This window comes from Streptomyces sp. NPDC002926, assembly GCF_053591755.1.
In genome coordinates, this window is the sequence record NZ_JBSFUK010000006.1 from 69148 (window position 1) to 82301 (window position 13154).

General features: G+C 70.0%; 12 protein-coding genes. 9 read left to right on the forward strand and 3 right to left on the reverse strand.

All coding sequences use genetic code 11. The annotated features are described in order from the left end of the window. Positions 1-235 precede the first annotated feature (235 nt). The 6 genes from ACWDZ6_RS13940 (at position 236) to ACWDZ6_RS13965 (ending at position 6120) form a co-directional block, all read left to right on the forward strand. Positions 236-1078, forward strand: coding sequence for an arylamine N-acetyltransferase family protein (locus ACWDZ6_RS13940; RefSeq protein WP_451503012.1), 843 nt, complete (start codon positions 236-238; stop codon positions 1076-1078). Further along, positions 1075-1917, forward strand: coding sequence for an arylamine N-acetyltransferase family protein (locus ACWDZ6_RS13945; protein ID WP_451503013.1), 843 nt, complete (start codon positions 1075-1077; stop codon positions 1915-1917). Before ACWDZ6_RS13940 ends, ACWDZ6_RS13945 begins: the two co-directional genes overlap by 4 nt. 33 nt (positions 1918-1950) lie before the next feature. Continuing rightward, a complete protein-coding gene (locus ACWDZ6_RS13950; RefSeq protein ID WP_351447300.1) occupies positions 1951-2556 on the forward strand; it encodes a YdbC family protein in 606 nt (201 codons plus the stop codon). Positions 2557-2647: 91 nt separating this feature from the next. Further along, positions 2648-3304: a histidine phosphatase family protein gene (locus tag ACWDZ6_RS13955; RefSeq protein ID WP_366730270.1), complete on the forward strand. Its 657-nt coding sequence runs from the start codon at positions 2648-2650 to the stop codon at positions 3302-3304. Positions 3305-3316: 12 nt separating this feature from the next. Continuing rightward, a complete protein-coding gene (locus ACWDZ6_RS13960) occupies positions 3317-4225 on the forward strand; it encodes an ADP-ribosylglycohydrolase family protein (protein WP_451503014.1) in 909 nt (302 codons plus the stop codon). A gap of 167 nt (positions 4226-4392) precedes the next feature. Continuing rightward, a complete protein-coding gene (locus ACWDZ6_RS13965; protein ID WP_451503141.1) occupies positions 4393-6120 on the forward strand; it encodes a DUF4153 domain-containing protein in 1728 nt (575 codons plus the stop codon). A 77-nt stretch (positions 6121-6197) separates the two neighbouring features. Here the strand turns inward: ACWDZ6_RS13965 and ACWDZ6_RS13970 are convergent, their stop codons facing one another. Next, a complete protein-coding gene (locus ACWDZ6_RS13970; protein ID WP_451503142.1) occupies positions 6198-7751 on the reverse strand; it encodes an MFS transporter in 1554 nt (517 codons plus the stop codon). 120 nt (positions 7752-7871) lie between these two features. Between ACWDZ6_RS13970 and ACWDZ6_RS13975 the strand changes: the two genes are divergently transcribed. The 3 genes from ACWDZ6_RS13975 (at position 7872) to ACWDZ6_RS13985 (ending at position 9977) form a co-directional block, all read left to right on the forward strand. Further along, positions 7872-8498, forward strand: a complete 627-nt coding sequence (locus ACWDZ6_RS13975) for a TetR/AcrR family transcriptional regulator (RefSeq protein WP_451503015.1) — start codon at positions 7872-7874, stop codon at positions 8496-8498. Between the two features lie 74 nt (positions 8499-8572). Then, complete coding sequence (locus ACWDZ6_RS13980; RefSeq protein ID WP_451503016.1) at positions 8573-9274, forward strand: ribonuclease HII; 702 nt, start codon at positions 8573-8575, stop codon at positions 9272-9274. An 82-nt stretch (positions 9275-9356) separates the two neighbouring features. Then, complete coding sequence (locus ACWDZ6_RS13985; RefSeq protein ID WP_451503017.1) at positions 9357-9977, forward strand: hypothetical protein; 621 nt, start codon at positions 9357-9359, stop codon at positions 9975-9977. A 78-nt stretch (positions 9978-10055) separates the two neighbouring features. Here the strand turns inward: ACWDZ6_RS13985 and ACWDZ6_RS13990 are convergent, their stop codons facing one another. Both ACWDZ6_RS13990 and ACWDZ6_RS13995 read right to left on the reverse strand, forming a co-directional pair. After that, positions 10056-10685, reverse strand: coding sequence for a hypothetical protein (locus tag ACWDZ6_RS13990; protein ID WP_366730276.1), 630 nt, complete (start codon positions 10683-10685; stop codon positions 10056-10058). A gap of 218 nt (positions 10686-10903) precedes the next feature. Continuing rightward, positions 10904-13075 carry a RecQ family ATP-dependent DNA helicase gene (locus ACWDZ6_RS13995; protein WP_451503018.1) on the reverse strand — a complete coding sequence of 724 codons (2172 nt, stop codon included), beginning with the start codon at positions 13073-13075 and terminating at the stop codon, positions 10904-10906. Positions 13076-13154 lie beyond the last annotated feature (79 nt).

Below are 13154 nucleotides of genomic sequence, written 5' to 3' on the forward strand. Positions count from 1 at the left end.
ATCACGCTGAACGACAGGTTGGCCAGATGCACCTCCTTGCCCTGGTGCAGGAGGGAGAGCGCCACCGGAAGCTGGCGTACACGTCGAATCCGCCGCCCGCACCTGCGACCTGCGACCGGAATGCGTTCCGCGGACCCGGGGCGCGCGAACAAAGGGTTGGTGCCCAGCGCTGTTATGACGATCATTGTGCAGGCCGGGCCGCTTGGGTCGTCGGCGTTCAAACGGGGTGGGAAGCATGATGTGGAGTAGTGAAGAACTGGACCTGGACGCGTACTTGGCGCGGACCGGGTACGCCGGGGCGGCGCTCGCGCCGGATCTGGAGACGCTGCGGGCGCTCATGCGGGCGCATGTCGCATCGATTCCCTTCGAGAATCTGGAAGTGGCGCTCGGCCGGAGTGTGCCGCTGGATCTGAAGAGCCTGCAGGCGAAACTGGTTGGCCGACGGCGCGGCGGCTACTGCTACGAGCAGAACTCCCTGTTCGCCGCCGTGCTGGAGCGGATCGGCTTCCAGGTGGCGGGGCGCGGCGCCCGCATTCGGGCGAGTGGGCCCGGACTGCGGCCGGTTACCCATGCGGTCCTGGTGGTGACGGTGGACGGCGAACCCTGGCTCGCCGACACGGGGTTCGGCGCGTCCGGAATTCTGGAGCCGGTGCCTCTGCGGCACGGGGCCGAGGTGGTACAGGGCGGATGGACCTTCGGGATCACCCTGGAGGACGAGGGGATTCACGTACTGCGGACTCTTGGCCCCGAAGGGTGGGCCGACCTGCACGCGTTCGCTCCGGCATCGCTCTATCCCGCAGATTTCACGGTCATGAACCACTACAGCTCAACCCATCCGCAGTCGCGATTCGTCGGTCAGGTGGTGGCGCAGCGCCCTGGCCCACACGTGCGTCGCGCCCTTGTACGTGACGAACTGAACGTGTCGCGCACGGACGGTACGCACGAGCGGCGCATCGTGCCGGCGGATGAGCTGACGTCCGTACTGGAAGAGGTCTTCGGTATCCACGTGGATGCCGAGGATGCCGCGCGGCTGCGGGCCCTGCGCGCACTGAACGAGCGGAGTCGGGGCTGCCGGTGAGGACCGGGACCGTGTGGAGCGGTGGCGAGCTGGACCTCGCCGCGTACCTGCGGCGCACCGGCTGTACGGAGTACCTGGAGGGCGCCGAGCCCGACGGCGCGACGCTGCGTACCGTCCACCGGGCGCATGCGGCCGCGATTCCCTTCGAGAATCTGGATGTCGCGCTGGGCCGGCCGATCTCACTGGATATCGCGTCTCTGCAGGACAAGCTGGTTGGCCGGCGGCGCGGCGGCTACTGCTACGAGCAGAACCTGCTGTTCGCGGCTGTGCTGGAGCGGATCGGCTTCGCGGTGACGGGACTTGGCGCCCGGGTCAGGATGGGCGAGAGGAAACTGCGGCCCGTCACGCACATGGCGCTGAGGGTCGAGGCCGACGGTGAGCCGTGGCTCTGTGACGTCGGGTTCGGCGGGGAAGGGCTGTTGGAGCCGATTCCGCTGCGGGACGGCGCCGAAGTGCGGCAGGGAGGGTGGACGTTCTCCATCGCGCGCGAGGACAACGAGGTCCGGGCGCTGCGCGCGCTGCATCCGGACGGCTGGTTCGATCTGTACGGCTTCACAATGGAGGAGTGTTTCCCCGTCGACTATGCCGTGATGAGCCATTACACGTCGACTCATCCACGCTCGCCCTTCGTCTCGCGGGCGGTGGTGCAGCGGACGGGGGAGGGCGTACGCCACGGTCTGGTGGGCGCGCGGCTGTCGGTCGCGCGCCCTGACGGTACTGGGTCGGAACAGCAGATTCCGGCGGGGGAGTTGCCCCGGACCCTGGCCGATGTGTTCGGGATCGAACTGGACGCGGAGGAGTCGGTCGAGCTGGTACGGGTGCACTCCGCCCGAGAGTGACCGGGGCCACCTTCCGCGCCGTACGATGGCGCGGTGCTGGTCAAGTGGATTCGCTGCACCGTGGTGGACCGTCGAGGGTTCGAGCGGGGGCAGCGGAAGTGGGCGGGGCTGCTGGGTGAGCCGGGATTCCGGGGGCAGGGCGGTGGGTGGAGCAGGGGGCGGCCGCATGTCGCCCATGTATTCGCGTTCTGGGAGAGCCGGGCGTTCTACGACTCGTTCATGGCGCGCTCCCACGACCGGCTGGCGGCCGGTCAGTCTGGGACGTACAAGGATATACAGGTCAAACTCTTCGATTACCGTTTCGATGTGAAGACGGGGTTCGAGCCGCGGTTCACGGACGCCGACGTGGTGCGGGTCGCGCACTGCCGGGTGCACGAGGACCGGGTCGACCACTACGCCCTGATGCAGGAGAAAGTGTGGAACCCGGCGATGGCCGGGTCGCCCGGGATGGTGCGCGGGGTGTTCGGCGAGGCGCCGGGGAGCGAGTTCCTGGTGATGTCGATGTGGCGGTCGGAGGCGGAGCACGGGAAGTACCGGAGGGAGCGGGTGGAGCGGCTGCTGCTGCGCGCGCAGACCGAGGCGGATGTCGCGGCGCTCGCCGGTGACGTGGTGCAGCTCGAACCGTCCTGGACGGTCTGAGTCCGGCTCCGACGGGTCGTGGAGCTGCGGATTCGCCGTCCGGACCCGGCCCGACTGCTCGGCCGCGTCCGGACCGATCTACTGTCATGGCATGGCACGACCGCAACGCATTGTTCTCGTCCGGCACGGCGAGTCGGAGGGCAACGCCGACGACACCGTCTACGAACGCGTGCCCGACCATGCGCTGCGGCTGACCGCGACCGGCCTGGCGCAGGCCGAGGAGACGGGTGCGCGCCTGCGTGAGCTGTTCGGGCGCGAGCCCGTCAGCGCCTATGTCTCGCCCTACCGCCGCACGCATGAGACCTTCCGGGCGTTCCACCTGGACCCGGAGCTGGTGCGGGTCAGGGAGGAGCCACGGCTGCGCGAGCAGGACTGGGGGAACTGGCAGGACAGGGAGGACTCCCGGCTGCAGAAGGCCTACCGGGACAGCTACGGCCACTTCTTCTACCGCTTCGCCCAGGGCGAGTCGGGGGCGGACGTGTACGACCGGGTCGGGGCGTTCCTGGAGAGCCTGTACCGGAGCTTCGAGGCGCCGGACCATCCGCCGAACGTGCTCCTGGTCACGCACGGACTGACCATGAGGCTGTTCTGTATGCGGTGGTTCCACTGGTCGGTGGCGGAGTTCGAGTCGCTGTCCAACCCCGGCAACGCCGAGACCCGGATACTGCAGCTCGGCGACGACGGGCGCTACACACTGGACCGGCCGTTCGAACGCTGGCGCACCCCCGAGCCGTACGGCGCCGGATAGAGTGGCAGGAAGATGACCGCTGATTCCTCTCGCGACCGGCGCTTCGAACGCGCCCTGGACAGTCTGCGCGGACTGTCCGTGGGAGACGCCCTGGGCTCCCAGTTCTTCGTACCCTCGAACTATCCCCTGCTGAAACAGCGCGAGCTGCCGCCAGGCCCTTGGCAGTGGACCGACGACACCGAGATGGCCTGCTCGGTACTTGCCGTGCTGGCGGACCACCAGCGGGTGGACCAGGACGCGCTCGCGCGGTCCTTCGCCGAGCACCACGACTTCGACCGCGGCTACGGCCCTGCCGTCAACCGGATGCTCCGGCTGATCAGGGAGGGCGGCGACTGGCGGGAGCTGGCCGCCGAGCTCTTCAACGGCCAGGGCTCGTGGGGCAACGGCTCGGCGATGCGTATCGCGCCGCTCGGCGCCTGGTACGCCGGCGACCCGGAACAGGCCACCCACCAGGCCGAAATCTCCTCGTACACCACGCACCAGCACCGTGAGGCCGTCGTCGGCGCCATGGCCGTCGCGGCGGCCGCCGCGATCGTCGCGGATCCCGCGGGCCCGCCCGGGCCCGAGGAACTGCTCGACGGCGTCGTCGCGCTCGTGCCGCGCAGCGCGGTGGGAGCCGGTCTGCGCCGGGCACGGGACATGCTCGACTACAAGGATGCCGGGACCGTCGCCGCCGTCCTCGGCAGCGGTCGGCGCACCAGTGCGCACGACACCGTGCCGTTCGCACTGTGGTCCGCGGCTCGCTCGCTCAGCGACTTCGAGCGGGTCTTCTGGACGACCGCACAGGTGGGCGGGGACGTCGACACCACGTGCGCCATCGCCTGTGGCGTGGTGGCTGCGGGCAAGACCGGGCAGCCGTCGGCCGCCTGGCTGGAGCAGACCGAACCGCTTCCGGAGTGGGTGCCCGGCCGGCCCCGCTGAGTTCCTGCCACCGGGGCCGTTGAGCGTCCCGGCGGTCACGGTCCGGCCTCGCGCCCGTATACAGGGGCGTGGATCCGGCGTGCCCCGGCTAGCCTGTCCGACACGCCGCGTTGATCATCACGGGCGTGCGCAGACGAACACCGGGTCGTACGCACCGTCCTGCCGACGTGCACCGCGCCCGGTCAGGAGGGGGTCCCGTGTCAGACATACGCGCCACACCGCCCTCGGCCTCCGAGCCCGCTCCGGGCACGGAACCGAGCGTTTCGGTCGCGGAGCCGAAGCAGGCGCCGAAGCGGGTGGCGGCCGATCCGTACAAGCCGCCACCCCAGTGGCAGCAGTGGCAGTCCAACGAGCCGGCCGCCTGGGTCGTACGGATACGCCCCAGGCAGCCCGCCGGGGTCGGGGTCGCCACGCTCTGGTCGGTCCTGGCCACGGCCCTGCTCAGCGCGTTTCTGCTGGGCGACGGAGCGGGCGTGAACCTGCTGATCGTGGCGGTGCCCGCCGCCCTGGGCGCGTACTTCGCAGCCCGCACGGCCGGTCGCCGACTGCGTCCCTGGACCTGTGTGTGGGCGGCCGGCGGGGTGGTGCTGCTGGCGGTTCCGGTGCTGAGAGACGCAGGCTGGCCGACGTTCCTCGCCGTCGTCGCCGCGCTGGCGGCCGGGTCCCTGGCTCTGCACGGCGGCCGCAGCTGGCCGGGCGTACTCCTCGGCTCGCTGGGACTGCTGGGCGCGATCGGTTCCGGCATGGCCTGGGGAGCGCGCGGACTGCGCGAGCGTACGGGCAGTTCGCGCGGCCGCTGGGGCCCGGTGGTCCGTAGCGCAGCGGTCGCGGCGGTGCTGCTGATCGTCTTCGGCGCGCTCTTCGCCGGCGCCGACGCGGCCTTCGCCGATCTGCTCGGCGGTCTGATCCCGGATGTCTCGGTTGCCGACGCTCCCTGGCGCTTCCTTCTCTTCCTGCTCGGTCTGGTCGGAGCGCTCGCCGCCGCACACACCGCAGCGGCTCCGCTGCGCTGGGACCGCCTCACCGTGGGTCCCGGCCGGGCCCGCGCACGCTGGGAGTGGGCGCTGCCGCTCATCGTGCTGAATCTGCTCTTCGCCGCGTTCATCGCCGTCCAGCTCGCCGTTCTCTTCGGCGGCTACGACACGGTGTTGCGCGAGACCGGACTGACGTACGCGGAGTACGCGCGGCAGGGCTTCTGGCAGTTGCTCTGGGCCACACTGCTCACGCTGCTCGTGATCGCGCTCGCGCTGCGCTGGGCCCCGCGCGACGGTGCCCGCGACCGCACTCTGGTCCATGCCGTCCTCGGCACCCTCTGTCTGCTCACCCTGGTCGTGGTCGCCTCGGCGCTGCGCCGGCTGGATCTGTACGTCGACGCGTATGGGCTGACGCGGCTGCGGGTGTCGGTGGCGGCGATGGAACTCTGGCTCGGTCTGGTGATCGTCCTGATCATGGCCGCGGGGGTGTTCGGCGTGAAGTGGCTGCCACGCGCCGTCGCGGCGAGCGCCGCGGTCGCCGTGCTCGCCTTCGGCCTGCTCTCCCCGGACGGAATGGTCGCCGAGCGGAACGTACAGCGTTACGAGAGCACCGGAAAGATCGACGTCCAGTACTTTCAGGAGCTGTCGGCCGATGCCGTACCGGTCCTGGACAGGCTGCCGGAGCCCCTTCGCTCCTGCGCCCTGAAGGGCATCGCGGCGAACCTCGAGGGCACGCACAAGCCCTGGTACGCGACCAGTTGGGGCGAGTGGCGGGCGCGGAGGATCCTGGCGGAGCGGAAGGTCGACACCTTCAGGTATGCCTGCGCGGATCAAGGGCTGCCCGGTATGGAGCGCGATCAGTACGACGAGGACGCCCAGTTCGGCCAGGAGGGCGAGATCAGCCCGTCCGACGCCCCGTGAGATTCACCGCTCAAGGAGGCTGAGGTACGGGCCGTGCCCCCCGCGCACGGCCCGTACTCCGGATCGATGCGGCGGATCTACGCGGCCGGGCCACCTGCGCCCGCCGCCCCGCTGAGCGCCTCCAGGTCACTCTTGCGTACGCGGACGACGAACACCGCGGCCAGCACGGCGAGTCCGACGAGACCGACTCCGGCCCAGAACGCCGTCGCGATGCCCTCGGCAAGCACCTGGTGCCCCCAGGGCGGCGGCAGTTCGTGCGTCCTGGCGAAAAGTTCCTTCTGCGCAGGTGTCGAATCCGCGAGAAACGACGGCAGTTGCCGTTCGGCCTCGTTGCGGCCGGCGGTGCTGAAGACGGTCATGAGAATCGACAGGCCCAGGGAACCACCCACCATCTGTGTGGCGTTGAGCAAACTGGAGGCCGCGCCCGATTCGTGCTGCGCCACGCCCGAGACCGCCGTGAGTGTCGCCGTCACGAACACCAGCCCCATGCCGAAGCCGAAGAGCAGCATCGGCCCCAGCACCCCGCCCGCATACGAGCTGCCGGGATCGAGCGCGGTCAGCCATGCCATGCCGCTGCCGGTGAATATCGCGCCGGCCGCCAGGAACGGTTTGGGCCCGAGCACCGGCAGCAGCTTCGAGGAGATTCCCGCAGCCGTCACGATCATCACCGTGACCGGGAGGAAGGCGAGGCCGGAGTTGATAGGGCTGTAGTCCAGCACGTTCTGCACGAACAGGACGATGAAGAAGAACATGCCGAACATCGCCGCGGCGAGGCTCATCATGATCAGATATGTACCGGAGCGGTTACGGTCGGCGAACATCCGCAGCGGAGTGATCGGTTCCCGCGCCCGACGCTCGGTCAGTACGAAGGCGGTGAGGAGCACGATCGCCGCCGCGAACGCGGCGAGAGTCAGCCCGTCGCTCCAGCCGTCCTCGGAAGCCCGGATGAAGCCGTAGACCAGGGAGGCCATGCCCGCGGTCGAGGTGAGCGCACCCGCTATGTCGAACCGGCCGGAGTGCTGTTCGGACTCGTTGATGAAGACCGGAGCGAGCACCGCGATCAGGATTCCGATCGGCAGGTTGACATAGAAGACCCAACGCCAGTTCAGCCACTCGGTGAGCATGCCGCCGGCGAGCAGGCCGATGGCCGCGCCGCTGGCCGATACCGCGGCGAAGATGCCGAACGCGCGGTTGCGCTCGGGACCTTCGCGGAAGGTCGTGGTGATGAGAGCGAGCGCCGTGGGTGAGGCGATGGCGCCGCCGACGCCCTGGAGCGCCCGGGCCGCGAGCATCTGCCAGGGCTCCTGGGCAACGCCGCACAGCAGTGAGGCGAAGGTGAAGAGCAGCACACCGAAGACGAACACGCGCCGGCGGCCGAGAATGTCGCCCGCGCGGCCGCCGAGCAACAGCAGCCCCCCGAAGGTGAGGGTGTACGCGTTGACCACCCATGACAGCTGGGTCGTGGTGAACTCGAGAGCCCCTTGGATGTGCGGGAGCGCGATATTCACAATCGTGGTGTCGAGGACCACCATGAGCTGGAGCGCGGCAATGACGGCCAGGGCTATCCCGGAGCGTCCCTGTCTGCGGGCCGCTCCTGGTTTGCTTGGAGCAGTTAATTGAGAGGTTGTCACCATCGTCCCCCACAAGTGAGTTAGTGAACGCAGCCGTTCACTGTCCCGTCAACCGTAGAGAGTCCCCCTCAGTGAACGCAAGCGTTCACTGCAGCTCCTGTCCCCAACGGAGAGAAGAAGATGGTCAATTCGCGCTGGGCGGCCGCCGCCGAGACGCCCCGGGTCTCGCTGCGCCGTCGGGGACCCGTGCTGGAGCGCGCGATCCTCGACGCCGCTCTGGAGCAGTTGAGTACGGTCGGCTGGAGCGGGCTCACCATGGAGGGTGTCGCCGCCGGGGCCCAGACCGGGAAGGCTGCCGTCTACCGGCGCTGGCCGTCGAAGGAGGACCTCGTCGCGGACGCCCTGCAGGCCGGGCTGCCGGTACTCGACGAGGCTGCCGATCACGGCAGCATCCGCGAGGACCTCTTTCAGCTCTGCCGGCAGGTGCGGGATGCGATGTACTCCAGGTCCGGCTTTGCGCTCCGCTCCGTGCTTTACGAGTGCGACACCTCCACCGCCGAGCGCTTTCACGGGGTGATCGTGCGTCGTGTGATCGAGCCGTCGAACCAGCTCTACCGGGAGGTGGTACGCCGTGGTGTCACACGCGGTGACGTCCGTTCCGACGCCACCAGTGAGCTGGTTTTCGATGTGATTCCGGGGCTGATGATGTACCGCTCCAAGGTGTGCGGCAGCGAATGGCCGGACGAGGACATCGCCGAGATGATCGATCAGGTCATGGTGCCGCTGCTGCGCCCGGGCGCCGACTGACCGCGGGCCCCGCGGCCCCTGAGCGGAAACCGGTTGTCGCCCACGGGGTCCGGCGGCGTAACCTTGCTGGCGCCATGCCGTACGAACCCCCCACCCACACAGTCGAGCGCTCGATCCGAGCCACCACCGGCGCCAAGATCGTCGCAGGTGTCGACGAGGTTGGACGCGGGGCGTGGGCCGGTCCGGTCACGGTGTGCGCGGCGGTCACCGGACTGCGCAGACCGCCCCCCGGGCTGACCGACTCCAAACTGATCACCCCGAAGCGCCGTACGGAGCTGGCCGGGCGGCTGGAACAGTGGGTCACGTCGCACGCCTTGGGGCACGCGTCGCCGGAGGAGATCGACGAACTGGGTATGACCGCGGCGCTGCGGCTGGCTGCCGTCCGTGCGCTTGATGCGCTTCCGGTCCGTCCGGACGCCATCATCCTCGACGGCAAGCACAACTACCTGGGATTGCCCTGGCAGGTCCGTACGGTCATCAAGGGCGACCAGTCCTGTGTCGCCGTCGCGGCCGCTTCGGTGATCGCCAAGGTGCGCAGGGACGCGATGATGGCCGAACTGCAGGGGGAGTTCGCCGACTTCGGCTTCGCCGCCAACGCCGGCTATCCCTCGCCCGTGCACAAGGCGGCGCTCGAGGAATGGGGTCCCACGCCCTATCACCGGCTCTCGTGGTCCTACCTCGACGCGCTGCCCCAGTGGCGGCACCTCAAGAAGGTCCGCGTCTCCGCCGAGGCGACCGCACTGGAAAGCGGGGGCCAGCTCGGCTTCGAATTCTGAACTCGCCCCCTCCGCAGCAGGGGGGCACATATGTGCCCACCCGCCGATGCCATCCGCAACGGCGTTTGATAGACATCCATTCATGCCTCTCATCCCCGAGGAGCCTCAGATTCACGAGAGTGCCCAGGGTCCCCGCGCAACTCCGGCCGCAGGCCGCACCGCGCCGACCCCCCGTCCCGTACCCGGTCCGCGTTCCGCGGCCTCGCCGCGTCCCGGGCACCCGGGCTCCGGTACCGCCCGGCCCGCACCGCCGGCGCAGCGCACGCACACCTCTGCCGGACAGCCGCAGGCGCCCCGGCCGGAGAATCGCGCTGTGCCGCAGATCCAGCTGATCCCCGCCCCCGCCGACGGCGCGCTCGACGCCGCCGACGAGGCGGTCGACCTGCTGCTCGACTCCGGCCGCACCCCGGGCGACGTCCTGGTGCTCACCACTGGCGAGCAGCACCCGTGGGCCGCGCATGAGCTGTCCTTCGGCGAGGCCGCCTACTGGGCTCAGCACGACGCCCGAGACGACGTCTTCTACGCCGACGCCGCCGCGGTGGGACGTGCCTCGGCCCGTCCCGTGGTGGTCGTCGCGATCAGCGGAGGCAGCGCCGACTCAGCCGCTCGTGCGCTGCCGGCGGCCCTGGCGAAGGCGACCGCACTGCTGATCGTGTGCGGAGATCCCAAGCAGATCAACGCGGTGCTCGGCACGGACGTCTGACCTGTACGGCCTGTACGGACCGCCTGGTCCGGTCGTGACCCGGCTGCCCAGCACCTGGGCAGCCGGAGAGTGGCACCTTCAGCGTGCCGCCGTGCGCCGAAGCGCCTCAGCCGCGCCGCTCGCCGTGCGCAGCGGCTGTATCTCGGCCTCGGCCGCACCGTCGAGGAACGGGCCGGGCGACGACGTGGAGTTGGGTCGGCGTCCGCCCCGTCCCTCGCCCAGAACCTGCCAGCCGCCGCGTGTCAGCGTGATGTACGCGCCACAGCGCAGCCCGTGCAGAGTGCAGGCGTCCCGCAGCCCCCACATCCACGCCCCGTCCTCCTCCGTCCAACGCTCGTCGCCCTCACGGCAGTAGAGCAGCACGGCGGTACGCACGGGCGCGCGCAGACGCAGATCGTGCGGGATGACCCGGCGCAGATGCGCCAGCAGCACGTTGCGGAACTCCCAGCCGTCCACGGGCGTGGAACGCCGTGAGAATGACGCACTGGCAGCGAGCCGGTCCTCGTGGTCGAGCACGGCGACGACGGCTGTCGCAGGTGCCGGCGCATGCCGCGTGTGCAGTCCACTGACCACCTCGCGGGGGTTGCGGAGCAGCGGGATCCCGGCTGATGCCCACTCGGCGGGCTCGAGCATCCTGGCGAGGCGGTTGGCAGAGCCGGCTGACGTCGTGATCGAAGTGGCTGCGGACGGAGCGAATCCGAAGGTCACGGTCCTCCCTTCACATTCGCGCCCAGGGTGCGGGCAGGGTGGGGTGAGGGCGCACCGCGGCACGGCCTTTCCGGACCGCGAACGGACCGTGCGGGGAGCATTCCAATTCTTGCTGCCCTCGTGGGCATGCGGCAACGAGCAATTTGGCGCCACCGACAGGAATCGGCGGTTATGACGCTCATTATCCCTGCCCATTTGCGGCCCCGGTGACCCTCCTGTCACGTCTGAATGGCAAGGACCAGGGGAAACACCCCCCTCGCACCCGCCCTGCGCAGCAGTCGCGCCGCCACCGCGAGGGTCCAGCCACTGTCTGAAAGATCGTCCACCAGAAGCAAGGGCCCGTCGGTTTCGGCCAATGTCTCGGCCAGCTGGGGAGGCACCGTGAACGCCTCGTGCAGCGCCCGCACCCGCTGGGCGCTGTTGGTGCGCGAGATCCGTGCCTCCAACGCCTCGGGCACATACTCGACAGAGCCCAGCAGCGGCATCCTGCCGACCTCGGCGATGCGGTTGCCCAGGGAGCCGACCAGCTGGGGCTTGCTGCGGGAGGCGATGGTGACCACACCGACCGGCCGGGGCGGTGCGTCCGCCGCGCCGGAGGCCCAGCCGCCGGGTCCCTTGGCCCAGTCGGCGAGCACGGTCACCACAGCCTTCACCACCTCGTCCGGCACGGGACCGTCGGGAGCCTGCGCCGCGAGCATCGGCCGCAGCCGATTGCCCCAGCCGATGTCGGAGAGGCGCCCCAGCGCACGTCCCGGGAAGGGCTGCTCCCCTTCGGGGATACGGCCCTTGAGGCCGACACCCACCGCCGCCAGCCCGGTCGGCCACATCTTGCGCGGTTCCACGTCCACACCCGGCCTGCCCAGCTCCCCGCGCGCGGCATCCAGAGCCGCCGCGGACACCTTGTCGCTGAACCGAGCTCCCGAGCAGTTGTCGCAGCGGCCGCACGGCGCCGCTTCCTCGTCGTCCAACTGCCGTCGCAGGAACTCCATCCGGCAGGCCGTCGAGGTCGCGTAGTCACGCATCGCCTGCTGCTCGGACTCCCGCTGCCGGGCGACCCACGCATACCGCTCGGCGTCGTACGACCAGGGTTGCCCGGTGGTCGTCCAGCCGCCTTTCACCCGGCGCACCGCACCGTCGACGTCGAGGACCTTGAGCATGGTCTCCAGCCGGGTGCGCCGCAGTTCGACCAGCGGCTCCAGCGCGGGCAGCGAGAGCGGACGGCCCGCTTGCGCCAGGACATCGAGAGTGCGTCGCACCAGTTCTTCCGGAGGGAAGGCGACCGAGGCGAAGTACTGCCAGATCGCCTCGTCCTCCCTACCCGGCAGCAGCAGTACTTCCGCGTGCTTCACACCACGTCCCGCACGGCCCACCTGCTGGTAGTAGGCGATGGGGGAGGAGGGCGAACCCATGTGCACGACGAAACCGAGATCGGGCTTGTCGAAGCCCATCCCGAGCGCGGAGGTGGCGACCAGGGCCTTGACGCGGTTGGCGAGCAGGTCCTCCTCGGCCTGCTGCCGGTCGGCGTTCTCCGTACGGCCGGTGTACGAGGCCACCGTGTGCCCGCACTGGCGCAGATACGCCGTGACCTCTTCGGCGGCCGCGACGGTGAGGGTGTAGATGATCCCGGAGCCGGGCAGCTCGCCGAGATGATCGGCGAGCCAGGCCAGCCGGTTCGCGGCATCGGGCAGCTGGAGCACACTCAGGCTGAGGCTCTCCCGGTCCAGTGCGCCACGCAGTACGAGGGCGTCCGTGCCCGCCCCCGTACCCAGCTGTTCGGCGACGTCCGCGGTCACCCGGGCATTGGCCGTGGCGGTGGTGGCGAGCACCGGGACCCCGGCCGGCAGCTCCGCGAGCATGGTGCGCAGCCGTCGGTAGTCGGGCCGGAAATCATGGCCCCAGTCGGAGATGCAGTGCGCCTCGTCGACCACCAGCAGACCGGTGGCGGCGGCCAGCTTGGGCAGCACCTGGTCACGGAAGTCGGGATTGTTCAATCGCTCGGGGCTCACCAGCAGCACATCCACCTCGCCGGCGGCCACCTCGGCCTGGACCGTGTCCCACTCGTCCGTGTTGGAGGAATTGATGGTCCGGGCGCTGATGCCGGCCCGCGCCGCGGCCTCCACCTGGTTGCGCATGAGCGCGAGCAGGGGAGAGACGATCACGGTCGGTCCGCTGCCGCGCTCGCGTAGCAGCGAGGTCGCGACGAAATACACCGCGGACTTGCCCCACCCGGTCCGCTGCACGACCAGCGCCCGGCGCTTGTCCGCCACGAGCGCCTCGATCGCCCGCCACTGGTCCTCGCGCAGCCGGGCCGCGCCCGTCGGGTCCGACACGAGGCGGGCGAGGACGGAGTCGGCCGAGGCCCTGAGATCTGCGCGGTCTGCGTTGGTCATGCCCCCATGCAACCCGATCCCACTGACAAAGCGCGAACGAGGCCGCGGGCCTGTGGACAAAGTTATCCACAGGGGTCGC